11 protein-coding genes and 1 pseudogene are annotated in these 15,768 nt (G+C 73.8%); 3 read left to right on the top strand and 9 right to left on the bottom strand.

Features of this window, described 5'->3' with window-relative positions:
- Window positions 1-92 precede the first annotated feature (92 nt).
- From ACI2LW_RS25365 to ACI2LW_RS25345, 5 genes and pseudogenes are all read right to left on the bottom strand, one after another.
- Window positions 93-1,484, bottom strand: a complete 1,392-nt coding sequence (locus ACI2LW_RS25365; RefSeq protein WP_404733600.1) for an NAD(P)/FAD-dependent oxidoreductase — start codon at window positions 1,482-1,484, stop codon at window positions 93-95.
- A 536-nt stretch (window positions 1,485-2,020) separates the two neighbouring features.
- Window positions 2,021-2,389, bottom strand: a pseudogene (locus tag ACI2LW_RS25360) (STAS domain-containing protein); the annotation flags it as partial.
- A gap of 169 nt (window positions 2,390-2,558) precedes the next feature.
- A complete protein-coding gene (locus tag ACI2LW_RS25355; protein WP_404733504.1) occupies window positions 2,559-3,443 on the bottom strand; it encodes an SDR family oxidoreductase in 885 nt (294 codons plus the stop codon).
- A gap of 113 nt (window positions 3,444-3,556) precedes the next feature.
- Window positions 3,557-6,016: a SpoIIE family protein phosphatase gene (locus ACI2LW_RS25350; protein ID WP_404733503.1), complete on the bottom strand. Its 2,460-nt coding sequence runs from the start codon at window positions 6,014-6,016 to the stop codon at window positions 3,557-3,559.
- A 97-nt stretch (window positions 6,017-6,113) separates the two neighbouring features.
- Window positions 6,114-10,382, bottom strand: a complete 4,269-nt coding sequence (locus ACI2LW_RS25345) for a HAMP domain-containing protein (protein ID WP_404733502.1) — start codon at window positions 10,380-10,382, stop codon at window positions 6,114-6,116.
- Between the two features lie 351 nt (window positions 10,383-10,733).
- Here ACI2LW_RS25345 and ACI2LW_RS25340 point away from each other — a divergent pair, with 351 nt between their 5' ends.
- Together ACI2LW_RS25340 and ACI2LW_RS25335 are read left to right on the top strand one after the other, a co-directional pair.
- Entirely contained in the window at window positions 10,734-11,135 is a 402-nt protein-coding gene (locus ACI2LW_RS25340) for an STAS domain-containing protein (RefSeq protein WP_404733501.1), read from the top strand.
- A gap of 39 nt (window positions 11,136-11,174) precedes the next feature.
- Window positions 11,175-11,546, top strand: coding sequence for a PRC-barrel domain containing protein (locus ACI2LW_RS25335; RefSeq protein WP_404733500.1), 372 nt, complete (start codon window positions 11,175-11,177; stop codon window positions 11,544-11,546).
- 34 nt (window positions 11,547-11,580) lie between these two features.
- Here ACI2LW_RS25335 and ACI2LW_RS25330 read toward each other — a convergent pair whose 3' ends face one another.
- The 4 genes from ACI2LW_RS25330 to ACI2LW_RS25315 all read right to left on the bottom strand — a co-directional run bounded on the left by ACI2LW_RS25330 (window position 11,581) and on the right by ACI2LW_RS25315 (window position 15,161).
- Window positions 11,581-12,015: an ATP-binding protein gene (locus ACI2LW_RS25330; RefSeq protein WP_404733499.1), complete on the bottom strand. Its 435-nt coding sequence runs from the start codon at window positions 12,013-12,015 to the stop codon at window positions 11,581-11,583.
- Between the two features lie 146 nt (window positions 12,016-12,161).
- Window positions 12,162-12,434, bottom strand: coding sequence for a DUF4190 domain-containing protein (locus tag ACI2LW_RS25325; protein ID WP_404733498.1), 273 nt, complete (start codon window positions 12,432-12,434; stop codon window positions 12,162-12,164).
- A gap of 3 nt (window positions 12,435-12,437) precedes the next feature.
- Window positions 12,438-12,602 (bottom strand): hypothetical protein, encoded by a 165-nt coding sequence (locus ACI2LW_RS25320; RefSeq protein ID WP_404733497.1) that lies wholly within the window; start codon window positions 12,600-12,602, stop codon window positions 12,438-12,440.
- 651 nt (window positions 12,603-13,253) lie between these two features.
- On the bottom strand, window positions 13,254-15,161 hold the full coding sequence (locus ACI2LW_RS25315) for an AMP-dependent synthetase/ligase (RefSeq protein ID WP_404733496.1): 1,908 nt from the start codon (window positions 15,159-15,161) through the stop codon (window positions 13,254-13,256).
- A 152-nt stretch (window positions 15,162-15,313) separates the two neighbouring features.
- On the opposite strand from ACI2LW_RS25315, the gene ACI2LW_RS25310 reads away from it, so the two are divergent.
- A complete protein-coding gene (locus tag ACI2LW_RS25310) occupies window positions 15,314-15,547 on the top strand; it encodes a DUF6480 family protein (protein ID WP_404733495.1) in 234 nt (77 codons plus the stop codon).
- The last annotated feature ends 221 nt before the right edge of the window (window positions 15,548-15,768 follow it).

The raw sequence follows: 15,768 nt of genomic DNA, 5'->3' as shown, positions 1-15,768 counted from the left end.
TTGCCCGGCACGGCCCGCCGCGGCCGGACCCGCACTGCCCGCGGCCCCGCCCGGCGGGCGGTCCGGCGGGGCGGCGGGCCGGCCCGCCGGGGTCACGCCCGCTGCGCGTGGACCTTCTCGACGTACTCCCGCACCTGCTGCGGGGTCATGTACGCGTCCGTGTACTCGAAGTCCTTCAGCTTGGCGGGCCTTCGGGCCTGGAAGCCGGTGCGCACGAAGTCGTCGCCGGCGATCGCGTTCAGCAGCCAGTTCGTGGCCACCCTGGTCCTGGCGACGTTCGTGCGCAGTGCCGCCAGGTGGTAGCCGCGGGCCACCACCTGGGCCGGCAGGCCGTGCAGTTCCACGCCCAGCGGCTTGGACACGGCGTCCCGGCCGCCGAGGTCGACCACCAGGCCCAGGTCGCGGTGCTCGTACGGCCGCATGGGCTGGTTGCGCAGAGTCGCGATGAGGTTCTCGGCGGCCCGCTTGCCCTGCCGCATGGCGTGCTGCGCGGTCGGCGGGCAGATCGCGCCGTCGCCCTTGGCGAGGTCCGGCACGGCGGCACTGTCGCCGAGCGCGAACACCCCGTCGTGGCCGGGCAGGCACATCTCGGGCGTGACCGCGAGCCGCCCCTTGACCGTCTCGGCGCCGAGCGTGGCCATGAGCGGGCTCGCCACCACGCCCGCCGTCCAGATCAGGGTGTGCGTGGGCACCACCCGGCCGTCGGTGAACGTGACCTCGTCCGGGCCGGCCTTGGCGATGGAGGTGCCGAGCGAGATCTCGATGCCGCGCCGCCGCAGCACCTCCTGGGCGCTGCGGCCCAGCTTGTCGCCCAGCTCCGGCATCAGCTTGGGCGCGATGTCGATCAGATGCCACTTGATCAGGCCCGGGTCCAGCCGCGGGTAGCGCTTGACGGCGGCGTGGGTCAGGCGCTGCAGGCACGCGGCCGTCTCGGTGCCGGCGTATCCGCCGCCGACCACCACGAACTGCAGCCGCGCGGCCCGTTCGGCCGGGTCCTGCAGGGCGTCGGCCAGGTCGAGCTGGGTGATGACGTGGTCGCGGATGTAGGCCGCCTCGGCGAGGGTCTTCATGCCGAAGGCGTGGTCCGTCAGGCCCGGGATGTCGAACGTGCGGGTGACGCTGCCCGGCGCCAGCACGATGTAGTCGTACGGCTCCTCGACGACGCTGTCGGTGACGGTGCGGACGACGCAGACCTTGGCCTTGAGGTCCACGCCGATCGCCCCGCCCGGCAGGATGCGGGTGCGGTACTTCTCGCTGCGGCGCAGGGAGACGGCGATCGACTGCGGGGTGAGCACCCCGGAGGCGACCTGGGGCAGCAGCGGCAGGTAGAGCTGGTAGGCGAACGGCGTGACCAGCGTGATGTCGGCCTCCCCGGGGGAGAGACGGCGCTCCAGCCGGCGCACGCACTCCACTCCGGCGAAGCCTGCGCCGACCACCAGGATCCTGGGTCGTGTCACGGTGTTCCTTCCCTTCTGCGGCTCCAGGCGGTGTGCCTCGACGTCATGCGACTGCCCCTGGATCGCTGCTTCGCACTCGACCGGTCCCACCGTGTCGTTGCCGCACGTGGTCCGCGGGGCCGGGCGCGTCCGGCCCGGGCGCATGCCCCGGGCACCACGATGCCCGCAGCGGCCCCGGGCCGCATCGCACCGGGCCGCCCGCACCCGCCGGACGCCACGGTCTCCTCCAGGCGGGTTCCCAAGATCGGGCGCGCTATCGCGCGGGACCGGTACGGCTGTGCCGGCGTCCTCCGTCCGGGTGAGTCCAGCCACGGTCGCGGGCACGACGGGAGAGGGGCCGGGCGTACCGGCGTCACCGTGGCGCGCAGGCATGCCCGATCGTTTCGGGCGCGCGGCCGGGTGCGCGGGTCGTTTCAGGGCCGCGGGTCCCGGTCCCCGGGCTGCGGCCGGACCGGCTCGTCGGCCGCCTCGTCGCCGGCCGGTATCGCCGAGTCGAGGTCCAGGCCGGCCTCGGCGACCGCCTCCGGGCCGGGGTCCGCGCCGGGTTGACCGGCCGCGGCCTCCTCCGGCAGCCGGTCGACCAGGGCGAGCGCCTCCTCGACGGTCTCGGAGACCGGCACCGTGAGACTGACCCCCGTGAGGTCCAGGACCCGCCGCACCGCCGGGGTCGGGGCGATGATGTGCACACTGCCCGGGCGCTCGCGGACCTCCTGGTACACCCGCAGGATGATGTTCATGCCGGAGGAGTCCATGAACGGCACCCCGGCGAGTTCCAGCAGGAAGTGGCGCCGGCCATGATGCAGCTGGTTCGCCAGATGGGCCTGCAGCTCGGTCGCGGTGTCGACGTCCAGATAGCCCTCGACCGTGAGCAGGGCGACGTCCTCCCGGGGCAGCGTGACCTCGACGGACAGCGGGTTCTGGGCAAGGGGCACGAGTACCTCCAACGAGTGCTTGCGGCCAGTGCTGGTTACCCGCACTGCGGAGCGGCGCCTACCCCTGAAAGCCGCGGGCATGCCCCGCCGGGCGGCGGCGCCCCGGCCGGCCCGCCCCACGGGCCCCACGGACCCGCCCCGCGGGGCCCGTCCCCGCCCCGCCGGCCCGTCAGGGCAGCGGGGTGCCGCCGGTGGCGTTGAGGATCTCCGCCGTGATGAAACTCGCGCGCTCGGAGGCGAGGAAGACGTACGCCGGCGCCATCTCGGCCGGCTGGGCGGGCCGCCCGAGGGGCGCCTGCTTGCCGAACTGGGCGGTGTCCGGCAGCGTCGCCGGGATCAGCGGGGTCCACACGGGCCCCGGCGCGACGGCGTTGACCCGGATGCCGTCGGCGGCGACCATCTGCGCCAGCCCCTGCGTGAAGGTCACGATCGCGCCCTTGGTCATCGCGTAGTCCAGCAGGTGCGGGCTCGGCTTGTACGCCTGCACCGACGTGGTGTTGATGACGGACGACCCCGGGCGCATGTGCGGAAGGGACATCCGGCACAGCCAGAACATGCCGTAGAGGTTGGTGCGCACCACCCGGTCGAACTGCTCGGTGGTGATGGCGCCGATGCCGTCCGGCTGGGACATCTGGTAGGCCGCGTTGTTGACCAGCACGTCGATCCGGCCGAACTCGCCCACCGTGCGCTCCACCAGCCGCCGGCACTGCTCCTCCTCGCGGATGTCGCAGGCCACCGGCACCGCCGTGCGTCCCGCCTCCTCGACGAGGCGGGCGGTCTCGCGGGCCTCCTTCTCCTCCTCCGGCAGGTGGGTGAAGACCACGTCCGCGCCCTCCCGCGCGAAGGCGATCGCCACCGCCCGGCCGATGCCCGAGTCGCCGCCCGTCAGCAGGGTCTTGCGGTCGGTGAGCAGACCGCTGCCCCGGTACGACTCCTCGCCGTGGTCCGGCGGCGGGTCCATCGGCCCGGTCCAGCCCGGGTGCTGCTGCTCCTGCTGCGGGAACTCCGGCCGGGGATACCGGGTCGTGGGCTCCCGCGGGCGGTCGTCGGCCATCGGTGCACCTCCGTGGGGGTACGCCCCCGGAGTCGGGGACGTGTCGCCGCCTCCAAGTGCCCCCGCGCGGGCGGCGCACACCCCGGACGGGTAGCCGTGACCGTGACGTCGCGTCAGGCCACGCGGATGCCCACGATGCAGGTGTCGTCGTCGGTGTCCGACCTGCTGTACGTCAGCAGCCGGTCCAGCTGCTGGTCCAGCGTCTTGGGCGCCGAACGGGCCGTGGTCAGCAGATGCGTCAGCGACTCCTCCACGGACCGGTCCCGCCGCTCGATCAGGCCGTCGGTGTACATCAGCAGCGTGTCCTCCGGCGCGAAGTCCAGCTCCGCCTCCTCGTACACGGCCTCCGGCACCGCGCCCAGCAGCATTCCCCTGACCAGCGGCAGCGGCGCGGCGTCGGTGCCGCGCACCAGCACGGGCGGCAGATGACCCGCCCGCGCCCAGCGCAGCGTCCGCCGCCCGGGGTCGTACAGCGCGCAGACCGCCGTGGCGGTGACGGCACCCGTCAGATGGTGCGCCACGATGTTCAGCCACGACAGCAGCTGCCCCGGCCCGGCGCCGGTCACCGCCAGCCCGCGCAGCGCGTTGCGCAGCACCACCATGCTCGTGGCGGCCTCGATGCCGTGCCCGGCCACGTCGCCCACGCACAGCAGCACCAGCCCGGACGGCAGCACCACGGCGTCGTACCAGTCGCCGCCCACCAGCTGCTCGGTCTCGGCGGGCCGGTAGCGCACCGCGATCTCCAGACCGGGCACCTGCAGCGGCGCCTGGGCGGGCGGCATGATGGCGTGCTGCAGCTGGAGGGTCAGCCGGTTGCGCTCGGTGGCCTGCTGCTCGGTGTGCGCGAGCTGGTCCCGGGTCGCGGCGAGCGCCACCTCGGTCCAGTGCTGGGCGGAGATGTCCTGGTAGGCCCCGCGCACCACGAACAGCCGCCCGTCGGCGTCCAGGACCGGCTCGGCGACCACGCGGATGTGCCGGGTCACCCCGTCGGGCCGCTGCAGCCGGAACGCGGCCGAGGCGGGCCGGCGCCGGTGCAGCACCGTGCGCAGGAACCGGCCGAGCGGGACGGCGTCGTCCTGGTGGGCGTGCGCGGGCAGCTCCTCCAGCGGCACCGGACTGCTCGACGGGGACTTGCCGTAGAGGTGGAACAGCTGGTCGTTCCAGGTGATCTCGCCGGTGAGCAGGTTCTCCTCGAAGCCGCCGATGCGGCCGAGGCGCTGGGCGTGCTGGAGCAGGCTCGCCAGCCGCGCCGCCTCGTCCTCGATCCGCCAGATCAGCAGCACGCTGCTGCCGTGCCGGCTGATGCTGATGTCCGCCACCGCCGACAGCGGCACCTGGTCGACGAGCGCCGTCAGCCGCATCCGGTGCGCCCGGAACGACTCGCCCGTGGCGTACACCCGCTCCACCCGCTGGAACAGCTCGCTGCGCCCGGCCGCCATGGGGTAGGCCTCCAGCAGCAGGGCGCCGCTGACCACGGCCCGCGGGCGGCCGGCCGGGTCGAGGAAGCGGTTGTTGACGTGCTGGATGCGGAAGTCGGCCAGCTGTCCCGAGGCGTCGATGTGCGGCACCAGGACCAGCGCGGGGTCGTGCAGCCCGTCCGCCAGGTCCATGAGCTCCGCGGCGTCGGGCAGGACGCGCGGTTCCTGGCCCGTCTCCGGGCGCGGCGTGTACGTCTCCAGGGTGTGCGCGCACAGTTCGGCGAGCGCCTCCACCTGTCGCACCACCTGGGGCGGCTGCGGTTCCAGCGGGCCCGGCCAGGCGATCTCCAGCACCCCGTGGATGCGTCCCCCGGTGCCCGCGGGCACGGCCACCCGCCCGCCCTCGGGATGCGGATGCCGGCCGACGGTGGGCAGGCCGGTGTCGGCAAGGGAGGCGAACCACTGGCCGGTGCGCTCCGTCAGGCCCCGGCGGGCCACGGTCGCCACCTCCGGCGGCACGTACCGCCAGCGGGTCGCCTCGGCCGGCGAGAACCCGGCGCTGCCCGCGAGGGTCAGCGAGCCGTCGGCGCCGGCGGCCCACACCGCCACGGCCACCGCGCCGAGCGGGCGCAGCGCGTGCTCCAGCAGGGAGTCGGCGACGGCCTGGGTGTCGTGCGCGGCGAGCAGGCCGCTCTCCGCGGCCCGCAGCCGTACGGCGGCCGTGTCCCGCTCGGGCGCCCCCGCCGCGGCGCTGAGGAAGGCGTCCGTCACCTCCGCCACCCGGTCCCGGGCGGCCTGGTTGATCACCTCCACCGCGAACTCCAGCGGCGTCACCCCGGCCTGCTCGGTCAGCTCCGCGAGCTGCCGTGCCGCCTGGGCCGGACCGCAGCCGAGCCGCTCCACCAGGATGCCCTTGGCCAGCTCGATCAGGGCCCGGCCCTCCGCCTCCGCCTGCGCGGCGCGCACCTCGCTGCGCAGCCGCTCCACGGTGGCCGCCAGCCGGCCGACCGGAGAGGTGGCCGGGGCGCCCGCCGCGCCGGGGCGCGCCGTGCCGGGGCGCGCCGTGCCGTCGGCCCGGTCCGGTGCGACGGGCGCGGACGGCTCCGGGCGCGGCTCGGTGCCGGGCCGCTCGCGGTGCTGCTCGGACGTGCTCACGATGCGCTCGCTCCTCGGCTGTACGACGTCGGGGCGCGGAGGGGGCCGCGCCGGGCCGGGCCCGGCCCGCCGCGTGGCGGGACGGGTGCGGTCGCGCTCACGCGGACAGCCAGCGCCGGACGCAGGCGATGAGGTCCTGCGTGTCGACGGGCTTGGTGACGTAGTCGCTCGCCCCCGAGGCCAGCGACTTCTCCCGGTCCCCGGGCATCGCCTTGGCGGTGACGGCGATGATCGGCAGGTCCGCGTACTGCGGCAGCGCGCGGATCTCGGCCGTCGCGGTGTAGCCGTCCATCTCCGGCATCATCACGTCCATCAGCACCAGCGCGATGTCCGGGTTGCCGAGCAGCGTCTCGATGCCCTTGCGCCCGTTCTCCGCGTGCAGCACCCGGAAGCCGTACAGCTCCAGGATCCCGCTGAGGGCGAAGAGGTTGCGCGCGTCGTCGTCGACGACGAGGACGGTGCGCCCGGCGAACGCGTCGTCCACGGGCGGCGCGAGTTCCTGCGGGTCCTCGGCGCGCACCAGGGACAGCACGTCCCCGGGCTCCTCGGCGGACAGGTGCAGCGCGATGCGCTCGCGCAGCTCGTCCAGGCTGGAGAGGAACTCCATGGAGCCGTCGTCGGCGCGCGAGCGCAGCGCCTCCGCCCGCGCCACGTCCGGCCGGTGGCCGCTGTGCACGAGCACCGGCACGCCCGCAAGCGCCGAGTCGCCGTCCAGCGCCTCGAGGAAGCGGGAGGCCTCGCCGCCGGACATGTCCAGCTCCAGGACGACGCAGTGGCACGGCTCGGCCGCCAGCGCGCCGGCCGCCTCCTGCGCCCCGGTGGCGGTCAGCACGTCCACCGCGGGCAGGGCGCCCTCGTCCGGGCTGTGCCGGGCCACGTCCGCGACCACGCTCTCGGCGACCAGGGTCAGCAGTCCGCGGGGCCGCTCCTCCACCACGAGGAGCCGGCGCCGGCGCCGCCCGTCCGCGCCGGACTGCGCGGCGGCGGCGGTCCGGTCGGCGGCCGCCGAGGAGACCAGCTCGGCCGGGGCCTTCTCCGGCGGCCGTCCGGTGCCGAGCAGCTGCTCGAAGTCGGGCCGCGTGACGGGCAGGTAGAGGGTGAAGGTGCTGCCCCGGCCGGGCGCGCTGTCCACGGCCACGGCGCCGCCGAGCAGATGGGCGATCTCCCGGGTGATGGACAGGCCGAGGCCGGTGCCGCCGTACTTGCGGCTGGTGGTGCCGTCCGCCTGCTGGAACGCACCGAAGATCGACTCCAGGTGCTGCGCCGGGATGCCGATGCCGGTGTCCTTGACCCGGAACGCCACGACGGCGCCGCCCCGGACGACCCCCTCGGGGACCTCGTCGTCCGCGGCCGGCTCGATGCACAGCTCGACACCGCCCTGCTCGGTGAACTTCACCGCGTTGGACAGCAGGTTGCGCAGCACCTGGCGCAGCCGGGAGTCGTCGGTGAGCAGGTCGGCCGGTGCGCCCGCCGCGGTGGTGACGGCGAACTCCAGGCCCTTCTGCGTCGTCATCGGCCGGAAGGTCGCCTCGACGTACTCGATGAGCTGGCGCAGCGGCACCCGCTCCGGGGTGACGTCCATCTTGCCCGCCTCGACCTTGGACAGGTCCAGGATGTCGTTGATCAGCTGGAGCAGGTCGCTGCCCGCGGAGTGGATGATGCCCGCGTACTCCACCTGCTTGGGGGTGAGGTTGCGCGAGGGGTTCTGGGCGAGCAGCTGGGCGAGGATGAGCAGGCTGTTGAGCGGGGTGCGCAGCTCGTGGCTCATGTTGGCCAGGAACTCCGACTTGTACTTCGACGCCAGCGACAACTGCTGGGCGCGCGCCTCGAGTTCCTGCCGCGCCTGCTCGATCTGCAGGTTCTTGGCCTCGATGTCGCGGTTCTGCGTCGCCAGCAGCGAGGCCTTCTCCTCCAGTTCGGCGTTGGAGCGCTGAAGCTCCTCCTGCTGGGCCTGCAACTCGGCCGAGCGCGCCTGGAGTTCGGCGGTCAGCCGCTGCGACTCGCCGAGCAGCTCGTCGGTGCGGGCATTGGCCACGATGGTGTTGACGTTGACGCCGATGGCCTCCCGCAGCTGCTCCAGGAAGTCCCGGTGGATCGGGGTGAACGCGGTGACCGAGGCCAGCTCGATGACGCCGAGGACCTGGTCCTCGAACAGGATCGGCAGCAGGATCAGCGCGGTCGGCACGGCCTGGCCGAGCCCGGAGGAGATGGTGACGTAGCCCGCGGGCAGCTCGTCCACGGTGATCGTACGGCGGCTGCGCGCGGCCTGGCCCACCAGTGAGCGGCCGAAGGGGAAGCGGGTGGGCCGCTCGTCGTCGGGCCTGCCGTAGGAGCCGACCAGGCTGAGCACCGGGCCGCGTTCGCCGTCCTCGGCGAGGTAGAAGGCGCCGTACTGCGCGGACACCAGCGGGGTGAGCTCCTCCATGATCAGCTCGGCCACCACGGGCAGGTCGCGGTGGCCCTGCATCAGGCCGGTGATCCGCGCGAGGTTGGTCTTCAGCCAGTCCTGTTCCTGGTTGGCCCGGGTGGTCTGGCGCAGCGACTCCACCATGGAGTTGATGTTGTCCTTGAGTTCGGCGACCTCGCCGGAGGCCTCGACGGTGATCGACCGGGTCAGGTCGCCCTCCGCCACGGCGCTGGCCACCGCGCCGATCGCCCGGACCTGGCGCGTGAGGTTGCCGGCCAGTTCGTTGACGTTCTCGGTGAGCCGCTTCCAGGTACCCGAAACGCCCTCCACCTCGGCCTGGCCGCCGAGGCGTCCCTCGGTGCCGACCTCGCGGGCGACGCGGGTGACCTCGTCGGCGAACGCGGAGAGCTGGTCGACCATCGTGTTGATGGTCGTCTTCAGCTCCAGGATCTCGCCGCGGGCGTCGACGTCGATCTTCTTCGACAGGTCGCCGCGGGCCACCGCGGTGGTCACCAGCGCGATGTTGCGGACCTGGCCGGTGAGGTTGTTCGCCATCGAGTTGACGTTGTCGGTGAGGTCCTTCCAGGTGCCCGCCACGTTGGGGACGTGGGCCTGGCCGCCGAGGCGTCCCTCGGTGCCGACCTCGCGGGCGACGCGGGTGACCTCGTCGGCGAACGCGGACAGCGTGTCCACCATGGTGTTGATCACGTCCGCCAGCGCGGCGACCTCGCCCTTGGCCTCGACCGTGATCTTCCGGGACAGGTCGCCGCGGGCCACGGCGGTGGCGACCTGCGCGATGGAGCGGACCTGCCCGGTGAGGTTGGACGCCATCACGTTGACGTTGTCGGTGAGGTCCTTCCAGGTGCCCGAGACGCCCTTGACGTCGGCCTGGCCGCCGAGGCGCCCTTCGGTGCCGACCTCGCGGGCGACGCGGGTGACCTCGTCGGCGAACGCGCCGAGCTGGTCGACCATCGTGTTCATGGTGTTCTTCAGCTCGAGGATCTCGCCGCGGGCGTCGACGGTGATCTTCTGCGAGAGGTCGCCCTGGGCCACTGCGGTGGCCACCTGGGCCACGTTGCGCACCTGCGCGGTGAGGTTGCCCGCCATGAAGTTCACCGAGTCGGTCAGGTCCCGCCAGGTGCCCTTGACGCCCTTGACGTCGGCCTGGCCGCCCAGGCGGCCTTCGGTGCCGACCTCGCGGGCGACGCGGGTGACCTCGTCGGCGAACGCGCCGAGCTGGTCGACCATCGTGTTGATGGTGTTCTTCAGTTCCAGGATCTCGCCGCGGGCGTCGACGGTGATCTTCTGCGAGAGGTCGCCCTTGGCGACCGCCGTGGTCACCTGGGCGACGTTGCGGACCTGGTTGGTGAGGTTGCCCGCCATGAAGTTCACCGAGTCGGTGAGGTCCCGCCACACGCCGGCGACGCCGGGCACCTTCGCCTGGCCGCCGAGGCGTCCTTCGGTGCCGACCTCGCGGGCGACGCGGGTGACCTCGCCCGCGAACGCGGACAGCTGGTCGACCATCGTGTTGACGGTCTCCTTCAGCTGGAGGATCTCGCCCCGCGCGGGCACGTCGATCTTCTGCGAGAGGTCGCCCTTGGCCACCGCGGTCGCCACCTGGGCGATGTCCCGCACCTGGGTGGTGAGGTTGCCGGCCATGGCGTTGACCGAGTCGGTCAGGTCGGCCCAGGTGCCGGAGACCCCGGGCACCTCCGCCTGGCCGCCGAGGGTCCCCTCGGTGCCGACCTCCCGGGCCACCCGGGTGACCTCCGAGGTGAACACGGACAACTGGTCGACCATGCCGTTGAACACGGTGGCGATGTCGCCCAGCAGCCCGTCGGCGTCCTCGGGCAGCCGGGTGCCGAAGTCGCCGTCCCGCACGGCCGTCAGACCGGCGAGGAGCTGCCGCAGTTCCTGGTCTCCCGGCACCCGGTCGGCCACGGTCCTGTCGCTGGTCATGCGCACCCTCGTCCCGCTCCCCAGGAGTCCTCGGCGCTGAGGACTCGAAACCCCCGCCGGGCCGTCGTGGACCCCGCGTACGTACCGCATTTCCGCACGTCACGGAAGTGCGCGATGAGAAAAATACGCCGCAGGCTAACCCACTCGAGCCGCCCGCAACAAAACCTCGCACGCCTGCGCGGGCGTCGGAAAACTCACCCGGGAACGGTGCGCATGAGACCGGAAAACGGGGGTACGCGGGCCGATTGACCTCCCGTCGAACGACCGACCTCCCGCCGAACGACCTCCCGCCGAACGACCTCCTGCCGAAACGACGTCTTCGCCGAAGACCCAGACCCCCGGAATGCCCGTATGACCACTGTGCCGCCGCCCTCGCCGTTCAGCCTGTCCGTCGAGAACCGTCCCCACGCCGTCGTGGTGCGCGTGCGCGGCGACCTCGACTACGAGACCCAGGGGAAGCTGGTGGAGACGGTGGAGGCCCTGATGGCCCGGCGTCCCGCCGCGCGCCACCCGGTCGCCGAACTGCGCCTCGACTTCTCGGACCTGACCGGCGTCGACTCCTCCGGCCTGTCCGCGCTGCTGCGGATCCGGCGCCGTACGCACGCGGCGGACGTGGCGCTCCACCTGGACCAGCGGCCCGCGGCCCTCGAGCGGCTGCTGGAGATGACCGGCACACTCGAACTGTTCACCGCCGCGCAGTCCGGTCCCGGACAGAGGCCCGGGACGCCGAATGGCGCCGTCGGCGCAGGGTAGTTGGTGCGGTGAGGGTCCGCCCGGGGAGGAAGGAGCAGCGTGACCATCGAAGGAATGTGGACGTACCCGCCGCAGGCCGGTCATGCCGAGGGACTTGATCCGACCGGCTTCACCGTCGTCGCCACCGACGGCACCGTCGGCCATGTCGACCGGGAGGCAGACCACTTCGGCATGACCCATCTGGTCGTGGACACCGGGGTGTGGGTGTTCGGCAGCAGCGTCCTGGTCCCGGCCGGCGTGGTGGCCGCCATCGACCCGGGGGAGCGGAGGATAGCCGTGGCCTGCTCCCGGGCGGAGATCAAGGAGGCCCCGCGCTTCCGCACCGACAGCGAGACCATGGACCGGGAGTACCTGAGCCGGGTCGGGGAGTACTACCACGGGCTCCCGCCGCGCGAGACGGCCACCGCCTGAGCGGACCCGGAACCCCGGCCCGCACGGCCGGGGCTCACCAGGGCAGGAACACGTGCACGTCCTTGCCGCGCTCGTTGACCACCACGCTCACCTGGTCGCACAGCGTGTGGATCAGGTGCCAGCCGATGCCCCCGCCGCCGCGGCTGGGCTGGAAGGGCCGCGGCTCCGGCCGGGTGGTGCTGGTGTCGCTCAGCGTCACGTGCACCCCGTCGAAGGTCCGGCGCATCCGCAGCTCGAAGGGGCCCGGCGCGTACTGCACCGCGTTCGCCGCGAGCTCGGTGACGACCAGCAGGATGTCGTCCCAGTGCTCCGACGCCGAGGGCAGTGAGGTCCGTGCCAGGTCGTCGAGGAACTCCTCGGCGGCGAGGCGCGCACCGGTCACATGGTGCAGCTCGCCCGCGAAGCGGGCGGTGCGACTCGGAATGCCCTCGGTAGCCAGTGTGTCGTCCCCAGGCGGCTCGGTTGCCATCTCGCCTTCCCGGCCCGGCGTGATCCGCCGGGCGGTCGTCCTTTCCTTCCTGCGTCCCACTGTCTTGTTCCCATGGGTGCGGGGCCTACGCGTGAGTACCCCGTGGGGCGGATCTCAGTGGTGGGGGCCGCGGGGGACAGGCGGCGTCAGCCGAACGCGGTCCAGGTGGCGCCGTGGCTGACGGCCAGCAGGACGGCGAGGACCAGCAGGTCGGCGATGCCGAGCGCGAGCCCCAGACGGGCCCGGAAGGGGCGCGGCGTGCCGCGGCGCAGCGCGGTCACGGCCAGGGCGGTGGCGACGGGACCGAGGACCACATTGAGCACCACCAGGCCGACCAGACCGAGGACGAAGGAGGCCACGGCCATTCCCTCGGTGTCGCGCCTGCCGGTGTACTGCCGGGGCGGGGCGGTCAGCCGCATCGCTCACGCCCTCCCCGCTCGGGCGCGCCGCCTGCGTTCACGCACGGTGAAGACGGCCAGCCAGACCACGACGACCGCGCCGAGCACGACCGTGACGGGCCAGGGGAGATAGGCCACCGAGCCGAGGACGACGGCCAGCAGCAGCAGTGCCGCGACGAGGAAGACCACGGTTCACCTCCCTTTCCGGACATGGGCACGGACGGGGGCGGCGCCGGCGGTCCCGAGGGGGCGGACGGCCCGCGCGGGGACGACGATTGGCTTTGTCGGGAACATGCAAACACTGGTATCCCGTAGCGCCGACCTCACGCCTGCGCGCCGCCGGGAAGCCGTCGCAGAGGAAAGCCGCCCACGGGCCGCGCCGCTCGGGCCCGCGCCCGGCAGCGCCCGGCCCGGCCTCCGCGCCCCGACCGGGCGCGCCCGGCCTCCGGCCCCGCGCGAGCCCCGTGCTGTGCCGGGGGTCCGTGCCGTGCCCGGGCTTCACGCCCCGCCCGGGTTTCGCGCCCCGCCCGGGCTTCGCGCCGTGCCGGGGGTCCGTGCCGTGCCCGGGCTTCGCGCCCCGCCCGGCCCCGCGCCCCGCGCTCTTCGCTCGCCCCCGCGCGGGGCCGCCCGCGCGGCGCCCCGCGTGCGTCGTCTCCGCGTCGGGTACCGGGCGGGCGTGTCGCGCGCCGCGCGCTGCGGAACGCGGCCGGGCGGCGGCCCCGTCGCCCCCGCGTCGGGCGCCGCCCGGGCCGTGCCGCGCGCCGCCGCTCGGCGGAACGCGGCCGCTCGGCGGATCGTGGCCGGTCCGCGGGCCGCGGCGGCTCGGCGGATCGTGGCCGCTCAGCGGAAGACGTCGTCGGAGTCGTCCCACTCGGCCGCCGGGTCGTTCCCCACCGGCCGGCGGCTCTGGCGGCCCCGCGCCTGGTACATGGCGTCGATCTCCAAGGCGTAGCGCTCCACTATGGCGTCCCTGCGCAGCTTCATCGACGGCGTGAGCAGTCCGTTGGCCACGTCGAAGGGCTCCGGCAGCACGCGGAAGACACGGATGGACTCCGAGCGGGAGACGACGCTGTTGGCCGCCGCCACCGCCCGGCCGATCTCCTCGCGCAGCGCGTTCTCCTCGCGGGCCTCGCGGCCGGCCGGGTCCCCCGGCAGCGCCAGCGCCGCGCGCCAGTGCGCCACGAACTGCGGGTCCAGCGTGATCAGCGCACCCACGCACGGCCGGTTGTCGCCGACCACCACCGCCTGGTGGACCAGCGGGTGCATCCTGAGCCGCTGCTCCAGCGGGGCGGGGGAGACGCTCTTGCCGCCGCTGGTGATGATGACGTCCTTCTTGCGCCCGGTGATCGTCAGGTATCCCTCGGCGTCCAGGTGCCCGAGGTCGCCGGTGGCCAGCCAGCCGCCCCGCAGGGCGGCCCGGGTCGCGACCTCGTCGTTGACGTAGCCCTGGAACACCGACGGGCCCCGCACCAGGATCTCCCCGTCGTCGGCCACCTCGATCGCGGTGCCCGGCAGGGCCTTGCCGACGGTGCCCGACTTCTCCCGGCCCAGCGGCTGCATGGTGATGCCGCCGGCGGTCTCCGTCAGGCCGTACCCGTCGTGCACGTAGATGCCGATGCCCTCGTAGAACAGGGACAGCTCCCGGCTGAGCGGCGAGCCGCCGGAGGTGCCGCGCACGATACGGCCGCCCAGCGCGGCCCGCAGCTTGCGGTACACCGTCCGCTCGTACAGGGCGTGCTGCAGCCGCAGGTCGATGCCCGGGCCCGAGCCCCGGCCCAGCCGGTGCCGCTCCTGTGCGGTCGCGAAGTCGCGCGCCGTCTCGGCGGCCCGCTCGAACAGCGCGCCCCGGCCCGACTCCCGGGCGGTGCGCAGGAAGTTCTTGTAGATCTTCTCGAACACCGACGGCACCGCGTAGAAGTACGTCGGCCGGAACGAGCGCAGCGCCGACACCAGCGCCTCCTCGCTCAGCTCGGGCTCATGGCCCATCAGGATGCCGCCGCGGAGGCACAGGCCCTGGATCATCAGCCCGTACACGTGCGAGAACGGCAGGAAGGCCAGCACCGACGCCTGCTCCCCGGGCGGCGCGGCCGTGTGGCCCCAGCCGGCCAGCAGGGTGTCGCAGGGGCTCGCCAGCGCCCGGTGGCTCAGCGCGCACCCCATGGCGTGCCCGGAGGTGCCCGAGGTGTAGGCGATCGCGGCGGTCGCGTCCGGCAGCACGATCCGGCGCAGTGAGTCGACCGTGGTCGCGGGCACCACCGCGCCCCGCTCGACCAGCTGCTCCAGCGCGCCGGTGTCCAGCTGCCACACGTGCTGCAGCCGCGGCAGCGAGGCGCACACGGAGCCGACCGTCATCACGCCCTGCTCGTCCTCCACCACCACGGCCACGCACCCGGCGTCGCGCAGGATCCACTCCACCTGGTCGCGCGAGGAGGTCGGATAGATGGGGACGACCTCGGCCCCCACCGCCCACAGCGCGTAGGCGAGGATCGTCCACTCGTAGCGGGTACGGGCCATCACGGCCACCCGGTGGCCCGGAGAGATGCCGGACGCGACCAGGCCGCGGGCCACGTCGGACACCTCGTCCCGCAGCTGGGCGGCGGTCACCTGCTCCCACTCCTGCGCGGAGGGGTCCGCGCGACGCGCCAGCACCGGCAGCGCCGGCCGGATCTCCGCGTTGTCGAAGACACTGTCGGCGAGCCCGCCGGCCAGGGAGGAGACCGCCGGCGGAGCGAGGGCGAAGTCGCGCATGCGCTGCTCCTGGGGTGTACGGAGGGTGACTCCGCCGATGAGTACCGTTGTCGAGCGGGTCGAATGTAGCCCAGGTGAGCGCGGTCCGGGGACCCGAACCGGGAAGTAGCCCCGTTTTGTTGATCGCGGCCGGATCGGGGGACCCGGGGAGCATGAGTTACGTCAATCCAGACCCCGAACCGGAACGGACGACCGGGCTCGAACCCGGCGGCGGCGTGCCGCCCGGCGAGACCCCGCCCGCCGAGAGCAGCATGCCCGAGGCGGGCCCCCGCGAGACCCACAACCCGCCCAAGGGGTGGGCGAAGGGACCGCTCACCCTGATCCTGATCCTGGTCGTGCTGGTCGCGGCCTTCTTCCTGGCCTACGCCCTGGCCCTGATCTTCTGAGGCCGCGCCCCGACGCGCTGCCCACGCGCCTCCGACGCGCTGCCCACGCGCCTCCGACGCGCTGCCCACGCGCCTCCGACGCGCCCCCGGCGCGGGGGGCCGCCCCCCCCCCCGCCCCCCCCCCCGGGGGGGGGCGGGGGGCTCATTTCTTCGTCAGGCGCCACCACACGGTGACGGCGTCCCGCACGCGCCCCGGCCGCGCCCAAAACACGCGGAGCACG

The sequence above is a fragment of the Streptomyces sp. NPDC004065 genome (genome assembly GCF_044903565.1).
Taxonomy (GTDB): Bacteria; Actinomycetota; Actinomycetes; order Streptomycetales; family Streptomycetaceae; genus Streptomyces.
Note: the sequence above shows the minus strand (reverse complement) of the source record. Positions and strands in the feature narration are given on the sequence as shown.

Coding starts and splice junctions, on each gene's coding strand:
- ACI2LW_RS25355 (WP_404733504.1), bottom strand. CDS start 3,443: ATGGCCGACGACCGCCCGCGGGAGCCCACGACCCGGTATCCCCGGCCG.
- ACI2LW_RS25345 (WP_404733502.1), bottom strand. CDS start 10,382: ATGACCAGCGACAGGACCGTGGCCGACCGGGTGCCGGGAGACCAGGAA.
- ACI2LW_RS25340 (WP_404733501.1), top strand. CDS start 10,734: ATGACCACTGTGCCGCCGCCCTCGCCGTTCAGCCTGTCCGTCGAGAAC.
- ACI2LW_RS25330 (WP_404733499.1), bottom strand. CDS start 12,015: ATGGCAACCGAGCCGCCTGGGGACGACACACTGGCTACCGAGGGCATT.
- ACI2LW_RS25325 (WP_404733498.1), bottom strand. CDS start 12,434: ATGCGGCTGACCGCCCCGCCCCGGCAGTACACCGGCAGGCGCGACACC.
- ACI2LW_RS25315 (WP_404733496.1), bottom strand. CDS start 15,161: ATGCGCGACTTCGCCCTCGCTCCGCCGGCGGTCTCCTCCCTGGCCGGC.
- ACI2LW_RS25310 (WP_404733495.1), top strand. CDS start 15,314: ATGAGTTACGTCAATCCAGACCCCGAACCGGAACGGACGACCGGGCTC.